Source organism: Rhodococcus maanshanensis NBRC 100610 (genome assembly GCF_001894865.1).
GTDB classification, from domain to species: Bacteria; Actinomycetota; Actinomycetes; order Mycobacteriales; family Mycobacteriaceae; genus Rhodococcus_G; species Rhodococcus_G maanshanensis.
In genome coordinates this window covers 25,997-44,625 of the sequence record NZ_BCXA01000017.1, presented here as the reverse complement: position 1 = coordinate 44,625, position 18,629 = coordinate 25,997, and the positions used below count along the sequence as shown (strand labels likewise).

Here is an 18,629-nt window from a genome sequence, read left to right as displayed (position 1 = left end):
GGCGCGCAGCGCCTACGGCTAGCCGGGGATCTCGATCAGCGGATAGACGCCGTTCTCGTCATGGACCTCGCGACCGGTGACCGGGGGGTTGAACACGCACAGCATGCGCATCTCGGTGACCGGCTCGACCCGGTGCCGCTCGTGGCCGTCGAGCAGGTACATCGAGCCGGGGCCGAGCTGGTGCACGACGCCGTTGTCCAGGTCGGTGAGAATGCCGTCGCCCTCGATCAGCCAGACCGCCTCGATGTGATTGGCGTAGTGGAACTCGTTGACGGATCCGGCCCGAATCGTGGTCTCGTGGAACGAGAATCCGACGCGATCCGCGCCGAGCACGATGCGCTTGCTGCGCCAGTTCCCGTCGGCGCTGGTGATGTCGCGCTCGGTGCCGGTGATCTCTTCGGTGGTTCGGACGATCATCTTCGGTCCCTCCTCAGGCACAGACCTTGGCGGTGGCCTCGGCGAGAATGCTCAGGCCGTGGTCGAGTTCGGCGTCGGTCATCGTCAGCGGCGGCAGGAGCTTGACCACCTCGTCGGAGGGGCCGGAGGTCTCGGCCAGCAGGCCCTCGTCGAACGCGAGCCCGCACACCTTGACCGCCCTGCCAGGATCGTCGAACACCAGGCCCTGGACCATGCCGCGGCCGCGGGTGCTGACCCCGTCGAACTGGTCCGACAGGTTGGCGAAGATCTGCGCGATGCGCTTGCCCTTGGCGGCGGTGGAGCGCTCCAGCGTGTCGTCGGTCCAGTACTGCTCGATCGCGGCCGTCGCCGTCACGAATGCGGGGTTGTTCCCGCGGAAGGTGCCGTTGTGCTCGCCGGGCGCCCACACGTCGAGTTCGGGTCGCATCAGCGTCAGGGCCATCGGCAGGCCGTAGCCGCCGATCGACTTCGACAGCGTGACGATGTCCGGAGTGATCCCCGCGATCTCGAAGGAGAAGAACGGCCCGGTTCGCCCGCAGCCCATCTGGACGTCGTCCACGATGAGCAGGATGTCCCGGCTCCGGCAGAGTTCGGCGAGCGCACGCAGCCACTCGGGCCGCGCGACGTTCACCCCGCCCTCACCCTGCACGGTCTCCACGATGACCGCGGCGGGACGGTTCAGCCCACTGCCGGAATCGTCCAGCACGCGCTCGAACCAGTGGAAATCCTCGGTGGCGCCGTCGAAGTAGTTGTCGAAGGGCATCGGCGTGGCGTGTACCAGCGGAACCCCCGCACCCGCACGCTTCATCGAGTTGCCGGTGACCGACAGTGCGCCAAGGGTCATGCCGTGGAAGGCGTTGGTGAAGTTGATGATCGACTCTCGGCCGGTGACCTTCCTGGCCAGCTTGAGTGCCGCCTCGACGGTGTTCGCGCCGGTCGGCCCGGGGAACTGGACCTTGTAGTCGAGCCCGCGCGGTTCGAGGATGTGCCGCTGGAAGGTCTCGAGGAACTGCCGCTTCGCCACGGTGGACATGTCGAGGCTGTGGGTGATGCCGTCGCCGACGATGTAGTCGACGAGCGCCTGCTTGAGCACCGGGTTGTTGTGGCCGTAGTTCAGCGCGCCCGCGCCTGCGAAGAAGTCCAGGTAGTCGCGGCCGTCCTCGGCGCGCATCCAGGATCCGGACGCCGAGCTGAACACGGTCGGCCAGCTCCGGCTGTAGCTGCGGACCTCGGACTCGAGGGTGGCAAAGATGCTGTTGTCTTCCGGGGTGGTCATTGCTCTCCTCCGGTGGTGTCATCGCCGATGATGTAGAGCTCTTCGGATTCGTGCTGATCGGGAAAATGCTTGTTGGTGAACAGCTCTCGCTTGGTGAGGTCGGCGTATCGCATCCGAGCCACCGATGAGAACAGGGCTCGGGACGCCTCGTTGCCCGGACCGATCGTGGTCTCGAGCCTGGTCACGCCCTGGAGGGCGAGGTGATCGAGCAGGTTGTTCAGCATCGCCGCGGCCACTCCGCGGCCGCGCAGCGATTCGTCGACCGCCACCTGCCAGACGAAGACCGTCCGCGGGTCTTCCGGTCGGACGAAACCGGTGACGAAACCGCCGACGCGGCCGTCCTGCTCCGCGACCACGGAAGTGTCACGGAAATCCCTGCACCACAACAGGTATGCATAGCTTGAGTTCAGATCGAGCACCTGCGAATCGCGGGCAATCTCCCACATCCGCACGGCGTCATCGATATCGGGCTGCCTTGTCGTCACCGCTCCGGGAGCGGTGGTCGGGGTCGCACTCTCTGTAACGGGGCTCATCTGTCGAACGAACGTAACAATGGGCGCAACGGATTACAGCTACCCCGGGCGATTCCGCATGCGCTGACCCCGCTCCCGTACTGGTGAGCCCGACTGTGTGAGCCTGGTCACACAGGGGGTGTCAGCTGACGCTCGCCAGGGCAAACGGCAGGACGGCCGGGGCGCCCGCCATGCGGAGTTCGCGGGCCGCCATCGTGAGCGTCCAGCCGGTGTCGGCGAGGTCGTCGAGCAGCAGGATCGGCCCGTCGGCGCCACCCAGATCCGGCGCCAGCCAGGCCCCCGTCAGCCCCGCAACGCGGTAGGCGGAATTGGCCGCGGACACCGGCGGACGCTCGGGGTTCCTGGTGAGGGTGCCCAGGTTGCGGAGCCTGCCGACCTGCGCGAGCCGATCGGCGAGCGAGGCGATCAACTGGGGACGGGTCGCCGATTCGAGGGCCATCACCGCCGTCGGTCGCTGCTGCCAGTCCCATGCGGCCAGCACCTTGACGCAGGCGTCGACGATCGCGTCCGGCACCGGGCCGTCGGGCTCGTCGAACAGCGCGCGCAGGCGCTGGCCCCAGCCGAGGTCGGACAGGCGGCCGAGCACCCGGCCCGTCTCGGGTCCGTCGGTGATCTTGCCGGACAACGGCACGCCCAGCTTGGCGAGGCCGGTCGGCCACTGCTTGCGCGGGGCCAGGTCGACGCCGGGTCGGTCCAGCCTCGCCCGCGCCCGCGCGATGGCCTCCTCGTCCACCTCCGCGGAGTGGGCGGAGCCCGCGCAGTTGTCGCATCGACCGCACGGCTGGGGGTCGGCGGACAGGCCGGGGTCGTCCAGCTGTCGCCGCAGGAACTCCATGCGGCACATGGGGGTTCGCTGGTACTCGACCATCGCCTGCTGCTCGGACTCGCGGGCCTGCTCGAGCCTGCCGTATCGTTCCGCGTCGTACTCCCACGGCTGCCCGGTGCTGATCCAGCCACCGCGGACCCGCTTGACGGCGCCGTCCACGTCCAGGACCTTGAGCACCATCTCCAGGCGGTTCCTGCTGAGTTCGACCAGCGGTTCGAGGGCCTGGGTGGACTGCGGCCGTTCGGCGTCGAGCACCTCGATCACCCTGCGCACCAGGTGTTCGCGCGGGAATGCGATGCTGGCGAAGTAGCTCCAGATCTGCCGGTCCTCGAACCCGGGCAGCAGGACCACCTCGGCTCGGTCCGTGGAGCGGCCGGCGCGGCCGACCTGCTGGTAGTAGGAGATGGGGGAGGATGGGGCGCCGAGGTGGACGACGAACCCCAGGTCGGGCTTGTCGAATCCCATGCCGAGCGCCGACGTCGCGACCAGGGCCTTGACCCGGTTCTCCAGCAGGTCTGCCTCGAGGCTCTCGCGTTCGGCCGGGTCGGTCTGGCCGGTGTAGGCGGCCACCTCGTGGCCCTGCTCGGAGAGCAGCCCGGCCAGGTCGCGGGCGGCGGACACGGTGAGGGTGTAGATGATGCCGGACCCGGGCAGCCGGTCCAGCTGCTGGCCGAGCCAGGCGGCGCGCTTGCTGGCCTCGTCGATGTGCACCACCGACAGCCGCAGCGACTCCCGCTCGAGGCCGCCGCGCAGCACCAGGGTCTCGGAGCCGCCGACACCGAGTTGTGCGGACACGTCGGCCACCACCCGGTCGTTCGCGGTCGCGGTGGTGGCCAGCACGGGAATGCCCTCGCCCAGCTCGCCGATCAGCGTGCGGATCCGCCGGTAGTCGGGGCGGAAGTCGTGGCCCCAGTCGGAGACGCAGTGCGCCTCGTCGACCACGACCAGGCCCGCGTCCGCGGCGAGCGAGGGCAGTACCTGGTCGCGGAAGTCGGGATTGTTCAGCCGCTCCGGGCTGACCAGCAGCACGTCCACGGTCCCGTCGGCGATGGCGGCGTGGATCTCGTCCCATTCGGTGACGTTGCCGGAGTTGATCGTCGCGGCGCGGACCCCGGCCCGCTCGGCGGAGGCCACCTGGTTGCGCATCAGAGCGAGCAGGGGGGAGACGATCACGGTGGGTCCGTGCCCGCGCGCCCGCAGCAGCTTCGCGGAGATGAAGTAGACGGCGGACTTGCCCCAGCCGGTCCGCTGCACCACCAGCGCGCGCTTGCGCTGCACCACCAGCGCCTCGATCGCCGTCCACTGGTCCTCGCGCAGCGTGGCGTCGGGGCCGGCGAGCTCGCGCAGCAACCGTTCCGCGTCGGCACGGAGATCGAGGGTCGCGGGCTCGGTGGCTGTGGTCATGGCTCCCATGGTGCCCGACGGCTACGACATCGGGTCACCGCCGCCCGAGCGCGGCGTCGACCTCGGCGCTGGTCGGTGCCGAGGCCGCCCCCGCCCTGGTGGTGGCGAGGGCCCCGGCGGCGCACGCCCGCGCGAGCGCGACCTCCCGCCCGAGGTGCCAGCACGCGGCGAGGGTCCCGGCGAAGGCGTCGCCTGCGCCTGTGGTGTCCACCACCTCGACGGCGGGCGGCTCGCTGCGTAGCTCCACGCCGCCGGGACCGCGCAGGGTGGCGCCCCGCGCACCGAGGGTGGTGACCACGTCGGGTACCCGTGCCAGGGTCGATGCGCCCAGTTGCGCGGCCTCGGTCTCGTTCACGACGAGCACGTCCACGCACTCGAGCAGCTCGTCCGGGAGTGGCGCCGCCGGTGACGGGTTGAGGATCACCGTGGTCCCGTTGGCCCTGGCGTGGCGGGCGCCGGCGGTCACGGAGGCCAGCGGCAGCTCCAGCTGGGACAGCAGGAGGTCGGCGGCGGCGATCGCGCCGAGGTCGGCGGCCGTCGGTGCGCGCATGGCGGCGTTGGCTCCGCTCACGACGACGATGGAGTTCTCGCCGGAATCGTCGACCGAGATGACGGCGACCCCGCTCGGCCCCTCGGTCTCGCGCAGCAGGTCGGCGTCCACCCCCGCACCGACCAGCGCGGTCCGCAGTTCCGGCGCGAAGGCGTCGTCGCCGACCGCGCCGAGGAACCGCACCTCGGCGCCCGCGCGGGCCGCGGCGACGGCCTGGTTGGCGCCCTTGCCGCCCGGTCCGGTCGAGAAGCCGTGGCCGAGGATGGTCTCGCCGGGAGCGGGCAGCCTCGGGGTGGTGGTGACCAGGTCCATGTTGATGCTGCCGAGGACGGTGATCCGGGGAGCTGACATGTGCCGAGGCTAGCGGGATTCCCGGTCCGCGGCCGGTTCGATCCGGACGCAGCAGTGTCCCGCGGTGGGGGCCAGTCGGGCGCGGCGCCCCGAGCACTCGGCCCTGGTGAGCAGCCCGCCGATCAACGCGAGGTTCATCCCGCACACCATCTCGGTGTGCCGCTGGGCGAGGGCGTGGAAGGGGCAGTTCACCAGGGCGATGTCCGTGCCCTCCGTGCGCGGCTCGTAGCCGCACCGTTCGAGAACCGCGAGGACCTCGGCGTCGGTCGCGCCCGCGCCGGCGCCGAGGGCGAGCCCAAGGTCGGTCGCCCGCCTGCCGAGGGCGGCACGTGGCGACTCGCCCGTGCGCTCGGCGTCGTCGACGGCCTGGGCGAGCAACTGCCCGGCCAACTCGTAGGAGCGCTCGGGTAGTTGCACCGCCACCTCGCGGTCCGAACGCCGGTACAGCTTGGCCGGCCGGCCCGCGCCGGGGCCGGAGCGGCCGCTGCGCCGGGCGAACTCGACCGTCAGCAGGTCCGCGTCGACCAGCTTGTCGAGGTGGAAGGCGGCGGTCTGCCTGGCGAGCCCGAGTGCCTCCGCGGCCTGGTCGCGGCTGACCGGCTCTCGGTGCCTGCGGACGAAGTCGTACAGCCGTCGCCGGGCCGGTTCGTCGAGCGAGGAGACGGCCGAGATGTCCGAGTGCGGGGTCGGATCCATGATCGACATTGTAAAACCAATCATCGTTGACGAAATTCCGCGAACGGTTCTATAGTCAACTTACATTGATTTTAGAAAGGAGGGCGTCATGACGACCGACTCGAAGGGGCAGGTCAGCGGGGTCTCGGCCCGGCTCTCCGACCCCGGCTATCAGGCGTTCTTGGCGTTGCGGGCGGTCTTCACCGTGGCACCGATCCTGTTCGGTCTCGACAAGTTCACGAACCTGCTGACCGACTGGCCGCAGTACCTGGCGCCGTGGATCGACGACATCCTGCCCGGGACCGCGCAGCAAGGGATGTACGTCGTCGGTGTGATCGAGGTGGTGGCCGGCATCGCCGTAGCCGTGGCACCCAGGTTCGGCGCGTGGCTGGTCGCGGCCTGGCTGGCGGGGATCATCGTCAACCTGCTGACCCTGTCCGGGTTCTACGACATCGCCCTGCGGGACTTCGGGCTGATGGTCGCGGCGATCGCGCTCGCCCGGCTCGCCGTCACGTACACCGGCCCCGCGCGGGTGTCCGGATGAGCGCCTGATCCGCGTGAGGAGCGGGGCTTTCAGTTGGTGTCGGCGGGCACACGCGCGCGCAGCAGCGCGTATCCGCCGCACACCGCGGCCCCGAACACGACGCCGACGATCAGCGCGGTGCGACCGGTCGAGGTGAAGAAGAGCAGCACCACCACCATGGCCAGGAAGGCGAGGGCCAGCCAGTTGGTCACCGGCGCCCCTGGTAGGCGGTACTCCGCGGCAGGCAGCCGGCCGGCCCGGACCGCAGCCCGGAACTTGAGGTGGCAGACCAGGATGGTGCCCCATACGAAGATGATGCCCACCGTGGACACCGAGGTGATGTAGAGGAAGGCGCGATCGGGGGAGACGATGTTGACGATCACGCCGATCACCATCGCGCCCGCGGACAGCGCGATGCCCGCGAACGGGACCGATCGCTTGCTGAGCGCGCCGAGCGCGGCCGGGGCCTCGTGGCGCTGCGACAGGCTGCGCAGCATCCTGCCGGTGGAATAGATGCCCGAGTTGCACGAGGACAGCGCCGCGGTCAGCAGCACGAAATTCATGATGCCCGCCGCGGCCGGGATGCCGATCTGCTGCAGGACCTCCACGAACGGGCTCATGCCCGCGTGGAAATCGCGCCAGCTCGCCACCGAGAGGATCACCACCAGCGAGCCGATGTAGAACAGGCCGATCCGGAACGGCAGGGTGTTGATCGCCTTGCGCAGCGTCGGCCTCGGGTCCTTCGCCTCGCCCGCGGTCACGCCGACCAGCTCGACGCCGACGTACGCGAACATCACGATCTGCAGGCTCATCAGCGCGGCCCCGAACCCGTTGGGGAACACCCCGCCGTCCGCCCACAGGTTGGTCACCGTCGGGTTGGTGGCGTGACCGAAGCCGAGGGTGAGTACGCCGATGCCGATCAGGATCATGCCCAGGATCGCGGTGATCTTGATGGCGGAGAACCAGAACTCGGCCTCGCCGAACAGCTTGACCGAGATCAGGTTGGCGCCGAACAGCACGACCAGCACCACCAGCGCCGTCAACCACGTCGGCACGGACGGCCACCAGAACTCGACGTACTTGCCCGCCACCGTGATCTCGGCCATGCAGGTGGCCACCCACACCGCCCAGTAGGTCCAGCCGGTGACGAACCCGAAGAAGCGGCCGAGGAACTCCTCCGCGTACTCGCCGAAGCTGCCCGAGACCGGGCGGTAGCTGAGCAGCTCACCGAGCGCGCGCATGATCACGAAGATCACCAGCCCCGCCGCGAGGTAGGCCAGGATCAGCGACGGTCCGGCCTCCTCGATCGCGCCGCCCGCGCCGTAGAACAGGCCGGTTCCGATGGCGCCGCCGAGTGCGATCATCTGGATGGTCCGAGAACTGAGTCCGCGGCTGTAGCCCTCGGACGGTTCCTCGGTGAGCACCTCGGTATGGGTCTGGGTCATGGACCTGATTTCCTCTGTTAACTACTTGGGCTGAACGATTATGCGCCGGGCCGGTCGTTACCCTGTACTCATGACCGCGGTGAGCAAGACGGTGGAGACGAACGGCACTGCCAAGGGCGATGACGACGGGCGTGGGGACCCGGCCCGTGCGGCCGTCCACGAGGCCGCTCGCAACGCCCGCGTGGCGTCGCGGATCCTGGCCCAGCTGACGACGGCGCAGAAGAACGCGGCCCTGCACGCGGCGGCCGATGCCGTGCTCGCCGCCACCGATGCCGTGCTCGCCGCCAACGCCCTCGACATCGAGGCAGCCAAGGCCACCGGCACCGAGGAGAGCCTGCTCGACCGGCTGCGCCTGACCGCCGACCGCGTCGGGGGCATCGCGGCCGGCCTGCGCCAGGTCGCCGGGCTCGCGGATCCGGTCGGCGAGGTGGTGCTCGGCGCGACCCTGCCCAACGGCCTGGAGATCCGTCAGGTGCGGGTGCCCCTCGGCGTGATCGGCATGGTGTACGAGGCCCGCCCCAACGTCACCGTCGACGCGTTCGGACTCGCGCTCAAGTCCGGGAACGCCGCGCTGCTGCGGGGCTCTTCGTCCGCCGTGCACTCCAACGCCGCGCTCGTCGAGGTGCTGCGTACCTCCCTCGCCGCGCAGGACCTGCCCGCCGACGCCGTGCAGTTGCTCTCCAGCGAGGACCGCTCCAGCGTGACCCACCTGATCCAGGCCCGCGGCCTGGTGGACGTCGTCATCCCGCGCGGCGGCGCGGGGCTGATCAACGCCGTCGTCCGCGACGCGACCGTGCCGACGATCGAGACGGGCGTCGGCAACTGCCACGTCTACGTGCACGCCGCGGCCGACCTCCCGATGGCCGTCAAGATCGTGCTGAACTCCAAGACCCGCCGCCCGAGCGTGTGCAACACCGCCGAGACCGTGCTCATCGACAAGGCCATCGCCGAGACCGCGTTGCCCGCCGTGACCCAGGCACTGCAGTCGCAGGGCGTGATCATCCACGGCGACCTGCCCGGGCAGGTGCCTGCCACCGAGGCCGACTGGGCAGAGGAGTACCTCTCGCTCGACGTCGCGCTCAAGGTCGTCGACGGGATCGACGACGCGATCGACCACATCAACCGCTACGGCACCGGTCACACCGAGGCCATCGTGACCGCGGATCTGGCCGCGGCCCGCGAGTTCACCGCCCGGGTCGACGCGGCCGCCGTGATGGTCAACGCCTCCACCGCGTTCACCGACGGCGAGCAGTTCGGGTTCGGCGCGGAGATCGGCATCTCGACGCAGAAGCTGCACGCGCGCGGTCCGATGGGCCTGCCCGAGCTGACCTCCACCAAGTGGACCGTCTGGGGCGACGGGCACACCCGACCGGTGTAGTTCCGCCAAGCAGAACTGACAGACACCGACAAGCACAAGGAGCGAGTGTGGACCGCGCACTTCCGACGACGCCGCCGATCTTCGCGAGCGTCGATGAGGTGATCACCCGGCTCGCCGAGACCGGGTACCTCTCCGACAAGGCCACCGCGACGGCGGTGTTCCTCGCCGACCGGCTGGGCAAGCCGCTGCTCATCGAGGGGCCCGCAGGCGTCGGCAAGACCGAGCTGGCCCGGGCGGTCGCGCAGGTCTCGGACGCGGAACTGGTGCGCCTGCAGTGCTACGAGGGGGTCGACGAGTCCCGCGCGCTGTACGAGTGGAACCACGCCAAGCAGATCCTGCGCATCCAGGCGGGCAGTGACAACTGGGATTCGACCAAGCAGGACGTGTTCTCCGAGGAGTTCCTGCTGCCGCGTCCGCTGCTCACCGCGATCCGGCGCGAGGACCCGACCGTGCTGCTGATCGACGAGGTCGACAAGGCGGACGTCGAGATCGAGGGCCTGCTGCTCGAGGTGCTCAGCGACTTCGCGGTGACCGTTCCCGAGCTGGGCACCATCGTGGCCAGCCGCAAGCCGTTCGCGGTGCTGACCTCGAACGCGACCCGCGAGCTCTCCGAGGCGCTCAAGCGCCGCTGCCTGTTCCTGCACCTCGACTTCCCGGACGCCGACCTCGAGCGGCGCATCCTCGCCAGCCGCGTTCCCGAGCTGCCCGAGGCGGTGGCCGAGCAGCTCGTGCGGACGATCAGGGTGTTGCGCGGCATGCAGCTCAAGAAGCTGCCGTCGGTGGCCGAGACCATCGACTGGGGTCGCACGCTGCTGGCGCTCGGCATGGACACGCTCGACGACGATGCGGTCCGCGCCACGATGGGCGTCATCCTCAAGCACCAGTCCGATCAGGTGCGGGCCGCGGCCGAACTCCGTCTGAACTAGCTCGTCCGAACCGAGAGGACGGAACCGACATGGCCGCAACGCCCCACACACCCGGTGCCCTCGCGTCGCCGCACGGGCTGCCCGGCCACCTCGTCGAGTTCGTCGAGGCGCTGCGCAAGCGGGGGATCGCGGTCGGACCCTCGGAAACCGTCGACGCCGGTCGGGTGATGGCGGTGCTCGACCTGCTCGACCGCGAGTCACTGCGGGAGGGCCTGGCCTGTTCGCTCCTGCGCAGGCCCACCCACCGCGCGACCTTCGACGCGCTGTTCGACCTCTGGTTCCCCGCCGGGGTCGGGCTGCGCGCGGACGGCGGTGCCGAGGTGTCGATCCCGCGCACCCCCGAGGGCGAGGTGGACTTCGACGCCCTGCGGGAGCTGATCGCCGGACTGCTCGCCGACGGATCGCCGGAGTCGCTGGCGATGACCGAGCTGCTCACCGGGCAGCTCGTCGAGGAGCTCGGCAAGTACGAGTCGTCCAAGGGGCCCTCCTTCTCCGCCTACCAGGCGCTGCGCGACGTGGCGCCGGAGACGCTGCTCGCCCGGATCCTCGACGGGCTGATCGGCAACAGCGTCGACGGCGAGCACCCGGACGGCGACTACGCCACCGAGGTCGCGCGCAGGACCGCCGCTCAGCGGATCGCGGACTTCCGCAAGATGGTCGAGGTGGAGACGCGCCGCCGGTCCGCCGAACAGCTCGGCAAGGACCGGGTGGCGACCTACGGGGTACCCCGGCTCGCCGAGGAGGTCGACTTCCTCCGGGCCTCGGACTCCGAGCTCGTGGCGCTGCGCCGCAGCGTGAGCCCCCTGGCGCGCAAGCTGGCGAGCCGGCTCGCGGCCAGGCGCAAGCGCAGCAGGGCGGGGTCCATCGACCTGCGCAAGACGCTGCGCAAGTCGATGTCGACCGGCGGGGTGCCGATCGACCTCGTGCAGCGCAAGCCGCGGCCGGCCCGGCCGGAGCTGGTGGTGCTGTGCGACGTCTCCGGTTCGGTGGCGGGCTTCAGCAACTTCACGCTGCTGCTCGTGCACGCGCTGCGGGAGCAGTTCTCCCGGGTGCGGGTCTTCGCGTTCATCGACACCACCGACGAGGTCACCCGGTTCTTCGACGCGGGAGCCGACCTCGGCGCGGCGATGTCGCGGATGATCCGCGAGGCCGAGCTGATCACCTACGACGGCCACTCCGACTACGGCAATGCGCTCGGTGTCTTCGCCGAACGCTTCGCGCACAGTCTGACCAGCAAGAGCTCGCTGCTGATCCTCGGCGACGCGCGCAACAACTACCGCGACCCGAACATCGCCGCGCTCACCCACCTCGCCGCGGTCGCCAAGCACACGCACTGGCTCAACCCGGAGCCGCGCGGGCAGTGGGGCAGCGGCGACTCCGCGGCCTTCGTCTACGCGGACGCGGTGACCATGCACGAGTGCCGGTCGGCGCAGCAGCTCGCCGCGGTGGTCGAGGGTCTGCTCCCGGTGTGACGGCGCTCGGTCGGGTCGCGCCGCGGCAGCCAGTAAGCTCGACACTCGTGCAGCAGGAACCAGGAGCAGCCCCGAGACGGCGACCGCGCCGTCTCGGTGTGATGGGCGGCACCTTCGACCCGATCCACCACGGCCACCTGGTCGCGGCGAGCGAGGTCGCGGACCGGTTCGCGCTCGACGAGGTGATCTTCGTGCCGACCGGGCAGCCGTGGCAGAAGGCCGCGCGCACCGTCAGCCCGGCCGAGGACCGCTACCTGATGACCGTGATCGCGACAGCCTCGAACCCGAGCTTCTCGGTCAGCCGGGTGGACGTGGACCGCGAGAAGGCCACCTACACCGTGGACACCCTCCGCGATCTGCACCGCCAGCATCCCGATGCCGAACTGTTCTTCATCACCGGCGCGGACGCGCTGGAGAGCATCCTGTCGTGGCAGGACTGGGAGGAACTGTTCGAACTCGCGAAGTTCGTCGGCGTGAGCCGTCCTGGCTTCGAGCTCGGCGTCGGGCACCTGGCCGAGCATTTGGAGGGCCTGCCGGAGGACGCGGTCACGCTGATCGAGGTCCCCGCGCTGGCGATCTCCTCGACGGAGTGCCGACTCCGGGCCGCCGAGAACCGTCCCGTCTGGTACCTGGTGCCGGACGGGGTCGTGCAGTACATCTCGAAACGCAATCTGTACCGACCGCACGATTCCGAGCGCCTCGACGGCGCCGTCACCGTGTCGCAACCGGCACCGCACAAGATCAGTACCCATCCGCAGAACCGGGAGAACACGTAGTGAGCGCAACCGCCGAAGCCCTTGAAATGTCGCGAATCGCGGCGCTGGCAGCAGACGAGAAACTGGCGAGCGATGTGGTGGTGCTCGACGTCTCCGAGCAGCTCGTCATCACCGACTGCTTCGTCATCGCGTCGGCGGCGAACGAGCGCCAGGTCAACGCCATCGTCGACAACGTCGAGGAGAAGCTGCGCGAGGCAGGCCACAAGCCGGTCCGCAAGGAGGGCACCCGCGAGGGTCGCTGGGCGCTGCTCGACTACGTCGACATGGTCGTCCACGTCCAGCACGACGAGGAGCGCAACTTCTACGCCCTCGAGCGGCTGTGGAAGGACTGCCCGGTGGTCCCGGTCGACGGCATCGAGCCGCGTTCGAAGATCGCAGGCACCCCCGAGGACGAGGCCGTGGAGTCCCCCGACTACCCGGAGTCCGCTCAGTGACCGAAAGCCCCACCGCCGGCCCGTCCGTCCGGCGCTTGATCCTGCTCCGGCACGGCCAGACCGAGTACAACGCAGGCGACCGGATGCAGGGTCAGCTCGACACCGACCTCTCGGAACTCGGTCGGGTGCAGGCGAAGTCGGCGGCCAGGGTGCTGGCCGAGCGACGCCCGATCGAGATCGTCTCCTCGGACCTGCGGCGGGCCCACGACACGGCCACCGCGTTGGGCGAGCATGCGGGCCTCGAGGTCGCACTCGACGAGCGGCTGCGCGAGACCCATCTCGGCGAGTGGCAGGGACTGACCCATACGCAGGTCGACGAGCGCGACCCCGGTGCCCGGATGGCCTGGCGCGCCGACGCCGGGTGGGCGCCGCCCGGCGGCGAGAGCCGGATCGACGTGGCCCGACGCTCGAAGCCGGTGGTGACCGAACTGGTTGCCCGGCAGGAGAGCTGGGGAGACGAGCCGATCGTGCTGGTCGCGCACGGCGGGCTGATCGCCGCCCTCACGGCCGCGCTGCTGGACCTGCCCGTCGACCGGTGGTCGGTGTTCGGTGGCCTCGGCAACACCAGCTGGGTGCAGCTGAGCGGGCACGGGGACCCGGACGCGCCGAGCTGGCGGATGGACGTGTGGAACGCCTCGGCGACGGTGGCCAGCGATGTCCTCTGAGCTCGCGGTCGAACCGCCCGCCGAACCCGGCCGCCCGGTCCTGTTGGTGCTGGCCGATTCGTTGGCCTACTTCGGGCCCAAGGGCGGGCTGCCCGCCGATCACCCACGGATCTGGCCGAGCATCGTCGCCGCCGAGCTCGGCTGGGATGTCGAACTGGTCGCCCGGATCGGCTGGACCAGTCGAGATGCCTACTGGGCGTTGATCCAGGATCCGCGGGTGTGGGCCACCGTGCCGCGCGCGGGGGCCGTCGTCTTCGCCGTCGGCGGCATGGACTCGTTGCCCTCGCCGCTGCCGACCGCGCTGCGTGAGCAGATCCGGTACGTGCGGCCGCCCGCGCTGCGGCGCGTGGTCCGGTCCGCCTACGGCTGGCTGCAGCCGCGGTTGTCGCCGCTCGGCTGGCCGGTCGCGCTGCCCCCGAAGCTGAGCGTCGAGTACCTCGAGAGTGCAAGGAACGCATTGGAATACATGCGCCCCGAGCTCCCGGTGATCGGCACCCTTCCGTCCGTCCACGACTGCGACGCCTACGGCAAGGTGCATTCGGGGCGACCTGGAGCCGTCCGCGCGCTCGAGCAGTGGGGTGCGGAGAAGAACGTGCCGCTCGTCGACCTCGCCGAGGCGGTCAGGGAGAACGTCTTCTCGGAACACGGCAATCCGGACGGCATCCACTGGGGCTGGGAGGGGCACGAGCGGGTCGCTGCCGCCATGCTCAGCGCGATCCGCGCAGCGGTTCCCGGCCGGGAACCGCTGGAGGGCATACGGTAGGCCTGTGCCCGTCGTCGTCGTCACCGATTCCTCGGCCTGTATCGCTCCCGAAGTGGCCCAGCGGTACGGGATTCGCATCGTGCCCCTGCATGTCCTCGTCGACGGCAGCGATGTCAGGGAGGGTGTCGACGAGATGCCCCAATCGCTCCCGCAGGGCGCCGCGATCACCACGTCGGGGGCCTCTCCCGGCGAGCTGACCGAGGCGTACTCGCGGGCACTGGACGAGAGCGCGGGCGACGGCGTGCTCGCCGTGCACATCTCGCGTCAGCTCTCCGGTACCTGGGAGGCGGGACGGCAGGCCGCCGAGGAGTTCGGCGGGCACGTGCGCATCGTCGATTCACAGTCCACGGCAATGGGATTGGGCTACCCGGCACTGGCCGCCGCCCGGCTCGCGAAGGCAGGCGGCGATCTGCGGGCGGTCTACGAGCGCGCCGTGGACGTCGCGAACCGCGGCCGGCTGCTGATCATGGTCGATCGGCTCGATCACCTCCGCAAGGGCGGCCGGATCGGCACCGCCGCGGCGTTGCTCGGGACCGCGCTGGCCATGAAGCCGGTGCTGCACCTGGTGGACGGCAAGCTGGTGCTCAGGGAGAAGACCCGTACCGCGACCAAGGCGCTCGCCAAGATCGTCGAGAGCGCGGCCGAGTACGCGGGGGAGGGCCCAGCCGCGGTGGCCGTGCACCATCTGCAGGCACCGGAGCGGGCCGAGGAGGTCGCGGACGCGTTGCGGGAGCGGATCCCGTCGATCAGCGAGATGGTGGTCTCGGAGATCGGCACCGTGATCGGCACGCACGTCGGACCCGGTGCCATCGGCGTGCTGGTCTGCCCCGGCGGCGCCGACGCCGAGAACATCGCGACGGAGCCCGCGGCGCCGGGCGACGGCGCTCATCCACAGCCCGAGAACTGATCCACAGCAGGCCCGAACGCGGGGTCTGCCGGACTGATCCGGGCGGATCGCGGTCCTAGCGTCGCTGTCATGCGCAGCACCGACGAGACCCGTGACCGGATCAGGCAACGACTCGAGGCGATCGCTGCCGGCGGCCGGGTCGACAGGCCCGCGACCGCATGGGGCCGCGTCGAGCAGGCGGAACCCGTGCCGGATCCCGGTGACGACGATCCCGGCCTGCACGCACCCGAGTGGCTGACCGAGCAGGCGGCCCCGGCGCGCCCGCGGCTGTCGCCCGGCCGCGGCGGGGTCATGGCGTTGGCGGCGGTGGCGCTCGTCGCTGCGGTGATCGGTGGCCTGATGGCCTGGCGGGACCGGCCCGTCGCGCGGGCGGTCGAACCGGTGCCGGTGGTGTCCACCGAATCCCCTGGGCAGCAAGGGGACGCGCCGACTCCGGCGCCGACACCGGCGGAACCCGCGGCCGCGCCACCGCCAGCCGAGCTGGTGGTCAGCGTCGTCGGTCTGGTGCGGACCGCGGGTCTGGTGCACCTGCCTGCCGGCGCCCGGATCGCGGACGCGCTCGCGGCGGCGGGCGGCGCAAGGGACGGCGCCGACCTGCTGGGCCTGAACCTGGCACAGCGCCTCAGCGACGGCGACCAGGTCCTGGTCGGGCTGGCGCCCCGCGACGGGGAGCCCGTCACGGTGGGCAGCGCCACCATCGGAGCGGGCCCGGCCGCGGCGGGCACGGCCCGTCCGCCCGGCCAGGCGGCTCCCGGCAGGGTGAACCTCAACACGGCGACCGAGGCGGAGCTGGACGGGCTGCCGGGGGTCGGTCCGGTCACGGCGGCGGCCATCACCGCATGGCGGCAGGCCAACGGGCGGTTCACCGACGTCGAACAGCTCGGCGAGGTGGACGGGATCGGCCCGGCCCGGCTGGAGAAGTTGCGCGCGCTGGTGGCCGTGTAGATGGCGACACCTGGTGGCCCGGCTCCCGACGGGCGAGCGCTCGATCTACGGCTGCTGCCGTCGGCGGGGATGTGCTGGGGCGCAACGCTGGTCGGGATCGAGCTGGGATGGCGGGCCGCGCTGTGGACGGCGGTCGGCGCGCTGGCCGCGGCGGCCGTCGCCGTGGTCGTCGCGGTGGCGGGCATTCGCCGCGCGGCCGCGGGTGTGCTGATCGCCGCGCTGCTGATCGGCGCCGGCTTCGCGGTCGCCGTCGCGGCCCGCGAGCGCGCCGTGGCCGAGCACCCGCTGGCCGCGGTCGCGTCGCGGGGAGGGCACGTGAGCCTCACGGTCGTGCCGGTGGACGACCCAAGGCACGTGCGCTCTCCGGCCGGCGACACCGTGATGGTGCGGGCGTCGCTGCGGTCGATCGACGCGGGAGGATCCGGGGCGGGCGGATTCGCCGTCGGCGGTTCGGTGGTGATCTTCGCTCCTGCACACGGCTGGCAGGAACTGCTGCCGGGGCAGCGGGTGAGCCTGCGCGGCAAGGTCAGCCGCCCGATTCGCCGCGATCTCACGGTCGCGACGATCCGCGCGACCGGGGCGCCGCTGCGCGTCGAACCGGCGCCATCGACGCAGCGGGCGGCCGACGCGGTCCGCGACCGCTTCGCCGCGGCCGCGCGATCGGCGCTGCCGCCCGACGCCGCAGGCCTGTTGCCGGGACTGGTGGTGGGGGACACGTCCGCGCTGCCGGGCGGGGTACGGGACGATTTCAGAGCCGCCGGGCTGTCGCACCTGACCGCGGTCTCCGGGGCGAACATCTCGATCCTGATCGGCGCCGTGCTGCTGCTCATGCGGGCGTTGGCGCTCGGGCCGCGCGCGTCGGCGGTGCTGGCGGCATCGGCGTTGGCGGCCTTCGTGATCCTGGCCCGGCCGTCGCCGAGCGTGCTCAGGGCCGCGGTGATGGGCTCCATCGGGCTGCTCGCCCTGATGACGGGCAGGCGCAAGCAGGCGATGCCTGCGCTCGGGGCGGCGGTGATCGTGCTGTTGGCGTTGTTTCCCGCGTTGGCAGTCGATTTCGGGTTCGCCTTGTCCGTCGCGGCGACCGCGGCGCTGGTGCTGCTCGCGCCCGGGTGGGCGCGGTGGCTTCGGGAGCGCGGCTGGCCGCGTGCGCTGGCCGAGGCGGTGGCGGTGGCGACCGCCGCGTACATCGCGACGGTGCCGATCGTGGCGGCGATGTCCGGGACTCTCAGCACGGTGGCGGTCGTCGCCAACGTCGCGGTCGCCCCTGTGATCGCGCCGGTCACCGTGGTCGGCGCGATCGGGGCCGCGGGTGCCGCGGTGTGGCTCCCGCTCGGCGAACTGATCGTGCGGGCGACCGGGCCGCCGCTGTGGTGGTTGTTGCTGGTCGCCGAGTGGTCCGCGGGCGCACCCGGCGCCACGGTCGCGGTTCCCGCCGGCCTCGGTGGCGCCGTGGCGGTGGCGGGGATCGCGGTCGGCCTGCTGCTCGCGATCCGATCCCGCTGGCTGCGGCGGGTGCTCGCGGCCGCGGTGCTGGGGCTGGCGCTGGTGTGGGTGCCCGTCCGGGTCCTGTGGCCGGGCTGGCCGTTGCGGGACTGGGTGCTGGTCGCGTGCGCCGTCGGGCAGGGCGACGCGCTGGTGCTCGACGCGGGCGACGGCACGGCGGTGGTGATCGATGCGGGCCCGGAAGCGCGACTCGTCGACGGCTGCCTCGACAGGCTGGGCGTGCGGACGATCGTGGCGGTGGTGCTGACGCATCTGCATGCCGACCACATCGACGGCCTGCCAGGGGTGCTGCGGGGACGGCGGGTCGGTGCCGTGGTGCTCGGCCCGATGCACCAGCCGCAGAGCGGTTTTCGCCAGGTGAGCACGCAGACCGCGGCCGCGGGCGTTGCGATCAGGGAGGCGCGGGCGGGACAGCAGCTGCAGCTGGGGGCGCTGACCTTCCGGGTCCTCGGGCCGACGCTTCCTGTGCCACGCAGCCCGGCCGCGGGCGCGGAGATGGCGAACGACCAATCGCTTGTGCTGTCGGTGGACACCGTCGCTGGACGGATCCTGCTGACCGGGGACGTCGAGGCGGACGGTCAGCGGGATCTGCTGCGGGATCGGGTTCCGGTGGCCGCGGACATCCTCAAACTGCCGCACCACGGCTCGCGCACCACCACCGAGGAGTTCCTGCGGGCGGTCGGGGCGAACCTGGTCGTGGTCTCGGTCGGGGAGGGAAACACCTTCGGCCACCCCAACCCCGGCATCCTGCGTGCCCTGCAGGAGATGGGCGCGACGGTCGCCAGGACCGATAGGGGCGGCGACGTCGCGGTCGGCAGATCCGGTGGCGGGGCCATCGCCGTCGGACGACCATGATGACC

The 18,629-nt window shown here is 71.2% G+C and carries 18 protein-coding genes; 11 read left to right on the top strand and 7 right to left on the bottom strand.

The window, feature by feature from the left end:
• Nucleotides 1–18 precede the first annotated feature (18 nt).
• From RM1_RS09320 to RM1_RS09295, 6 genes are all read right to left on the bottom strand, one after another.
• Complete coding sequence (locus tag RM1_RS09320; protein WP_072751119.1) at nt 19–417, bottom strand: ectoine synthase; 399 nt, start codon at nt 415–417, stop codon at nt 19–21.
• A gap of 13 nt (nt 418–430) precedes the next feature.
• On the bottom strand, nt 431–1,693 hold the full coding sequence (gene ectB, locus RM1_RS09315; protein WP_072751033.1) for a diaminobutyrate--2-oxoglutarate transaminase: 1,263 nt from the start codon (nt 1,691–1,693) through the stop codon (nt 431–433).
• Nucleotides 1,690–2,226: a diaminobutyrate acetyltransferase gene (gene ectA, locus RM1_RS09310; RefSeq protein WP_072751032.1), complete on the bottom strand. Its 537-nt coding sequence runs from the start codon at nt 2,224–2,226 to the stop codon at nt 1,690–1,692. Before ectA ends, ectB begins: the two co-directional genes overlap by 4 nt.
• Before the next feature lie 121 nt (nt 2,227–2,347).
• Entirely contained in the window at nt 2,348–4,456 is a 2,109-nt protein-coding gene (locus RM1_RS09305; protein WP_072751031.1) for a RecQ family ATP-dependent DNA helicase, read from the bottom strand.
• A gap of 34 nt (nt 4,457–4,490) precedes the next feature.
• Entirely contained in the window at nt 4,491–5,357 is an 867-nt protein-coding gene (locus RM1_RS09300; RefSeq protein WP_072751030.1) for a ribokinase, read from the bottom strand.
• Between the two features lie 9 nt (nt 5,358–5,366).
• Nucleotides 5,367–6,053, bottom strand: a complete 687-nt coding sequence (locus tag RM1_RS09295) for a helix-turn-helix transcriptional regulator (protein ID WP_072751118.1) — start codon at nt 6,051–6,053, stop codon at nt 5,367–5,369.
• Between the two features lie 88 nt (nt 6,054–6,141).
• Here RM1_RS09295 and RM1_RS09290 point away from each other — a divergent pair, with 88 nt between their 5' ends.
• Nucleotides 6,142–6,576: a DoxX family membrane protein gene (locus RM1_RS09290; RefSeq protein ID WP_072751029.1), complete on the top strand. Its 435-nt coding sequence runs from the start codon at nt 6,142–6,144 to the stop codon at nt 6,574–6,576.
• 29 nt (nt 6,577–6,605) lie between these two features.
• Here the strand turns inward: RM1_RS09290 and RM1_RS09285 are convergent, their stop codons facing one another.
• The gene (locus RM1_RS09285; RefSeq protein ID WP_072751028.1) at nt 6,606–8,000 is read right to left on the bottom strand and encodes an amino acid permease; all 1,395 of its coding nucleotides are present in this window, start codon (nt 7,998–8,000) and stop codon (nt 6,606–6,608) included.
• Nucleotides 8,001–8,070: 70 nt separating this feature from the next.
• On the opposite strand from RM1_RS09285, the gene RM1_RS09280 reads away from it, so the two are divergent.
• The 10 genes from RM1_RS09280 (at nt 8,071) to RM1_RS09235 (ending at nt 18,624) form a co-directional block, all read left to right on the top strand.
• Nucleotides 8,071–9,378 (top strand): glutamate-5-semialdehyde dehydrogenase, encoded by a 1,308-nt coding sequence (locus RM1_RS09280; RefSeq protein WP_083576618.1) that lies wholly within the window; start codon nt 8,071–8,073, stop codon nt 9,376–9,378.
• Nucleotides 9,379–9,425: 47 nt separating this feature from the next.
• Nucleotides 9,426–10,304: an AAA family ATPase gene (locus RM1_RS09275; RefSeq protein WP_072751027.1), complete on the top strand. Its 879-nt coding sequence runs from the start codon at nt 9,426–9,428 to the stop codon at nt 10,302–10,304.
• A 29-nt stretch (nt 10,305–10,333) separates the two neighbouring features.
• Nucleotides 10,334–11,776: a vWA domain-containing protein gene (locus RM1_RS09270; RefSeq protein WP_072751026.1), complete on the top strand. Its 1,443-nt coding sequence runs from the start codon at nt 10,334–10,336 to the stop codon at nt 11,774–11,776.
• A 101-nt stretch (nt 11,777–11,877) separates the two neighbouring features.
• Nucleotides 11,878–12,552: a nicotinate-nucleotide adenylyltransferase gene (gene nadD / locus RM1_RS09265; RefSeq protein WP_027499922.1), complete on the top strand. Its 675-nt coding sequence runs from the start codon at nt 11,878–11,880 to the stop codon at nt 12,550–12,552.
• Nucleotides 12,552–12,986, top strand: a complete 435-nt coding sequence (gene rsfS / locus RM1_RS09260; protein ID WP_027499923.1) for a ribosome silencing factor — start codon at nt 12,552–12,554, stop codon at nt 12,984–12,986. Before nadD ends, rsfS begins: the two co-directional genes overlap by 1 nt.
• A complete protein-coding gene (locus tag RM1_RS09255; RefSeq protein ID WP_072751024.1) occupies nt 12,983–13,651 on the top strand; it encodes a histidine phosphatase family protein in 669 nt (222 codons plus the stop codon). Before rsfS ends, RM1_RS09255 begins: the two co-directional genes overlap by 4 nt.
• A complete protein-coding gene (gene octT, locus RM1_RS09250) occupies nt 13,641–14,414 on the top strand; it encodes a diglucosylglycerate octanoyltransferase (protein ID WP_027499925.1) in 774 nt (257 codons plus the stop codon). Before RM1_RS09255 ends, octT begins: the two co-directional genes overlap by 11 nt.
• A 4-nt stretch (nt 14,415–14,418) precedes the next feature.
• Nucleotides 14,419–15,321 carry a DegV family protein gene (locus RM1_RS09245; protein WP_072751023.1) on the top strand — a complete coding sequence of 301 codons (903 nt, stop codon included), beginning with the start codon at nt 14,419–14,421 and terminating at the stop codon, nt 15,319–15,321.
• Nucleotides 15,322–15,390: 69 nt separating this feature from the next.
• Nucleotides 15,391–16,266 (top strand): ComEA family DNA-binding protein, encoded by an 876-nt coding sequence (locus RM1_RS09240; RefSeq protein ID WP_072751022.1) that lies wholly within the window; start codon nt 15,391–15,393, stop codon nt 16,264–16,266.
• Nucleotides 16,267–18,624: a ComEC/Rec2 family competence protein gene (locus RM1_RS09235; RefSeq protein ID WP_072751021.1), complete on the top strand. Its 2,358-nt coding sequence runs from the start codon at nt 16,267–16,269 to the stop codon at nt 18,622–18,624.
• Nucleotides 18,625–18,629 lie beyond the last annotated feature (5 nt).

Bases quoted from the DNA above. Each gene is read 5' to 3' on its own strand.
- RM1_RS09320 (WP_072751119.1), bottom strand. From the start codon at position 417: ATGATCGTCCGAACCACCGAAGAGATCACCGGCACCGAGCGCGACATC.
- ectB (WP_072751033.1), bottom strand. From the start codon at position 1,693: ATGACCACCCCGGAAGACAACAGCATCTTTGCCACCCTCGAGTCCGAG.
- ectA (WP_072751032.1), bottom strand. From the start codon at position 2,226: ATGAGCCCCGTTACAGAGAGTGCGACCCCGACCACCGCTCCCGGAGCG.
- RM1_RS09305 (WP_072751031.1), bottom strand. From the start codon at position 4,456: ATGACCACAGCCACCGAGCCCGCGACCCTCGATCTCCGTGCCGACGCG.
- RM1_RS09300 (WP_072751030.1), bottom strand. From the start codon at position 5,357: ATGTCAGCTCCCCGGATCACCGTCCTCGGCAGCATCAACATGGACCTG.
- RM1_RS09295 (WP_072751118.1), bottom strand. From the start codon at position 6,053: ATGGATCCGACCCCGCACTCGGACATCTCGGCCGTCTCCTCGCTCGAC.
- RM1_RS09290 (WP_072751029.1), top strand. From the start codon at position 6,142: ATGACGACCGACTCGAAGGGGCAGGTCAGCGGGGTCTCGGCCCGGCTC.
- RM1_RS09285 (WP_072751028.1), bottom strand. From the start codon at position 8,000: ATGACCCAGACCCATACCGAGGTGCTCACCGAGGAACCGTCCGAGGGC.
- RM1_RS09280 (WP_083576618.1), top strand. From the start codon at position 8,071: ATGACCGCGGTGAGCAAGACGGTGGAGACGAACGGCACTGCCAAGGGC.
- RM1_RS09270 (WP_072751026.1), top strand. From the start codon at position 10,334: ATGGCCGCAACGCCCCACACACCCGGTGCCCTCGCGTCGCCGCACGGG.
- nadD (WP_027499922.1), top strand. From the start codon at position 11,878: ATGGGCGGCACCTTCGACCCGATCCACCACGGCCACCTGGTCGCGGCG.
- octT (WP_027499925.1), top strand. From the start codon at position 13,641: ATGTCCTCTGAGCTCGCGGTCGAACCGCCCGCCGAACCCGGCCGCCCG.
- RM1_RS09240 (WP_072751022.1), top strand. From the start codon at position 15,391: ATGCGCAGCACCGACGAGACCCGTGACCGGATCAGGCAACGACTCGAG.
- RM1_RS09235 (WP_072751021.1), top strand. From the start codon at position 16,267: ATGGCGACACCTGGTGGCCCGGCTCCCGACGGGCGAGCGCTCGATCTA.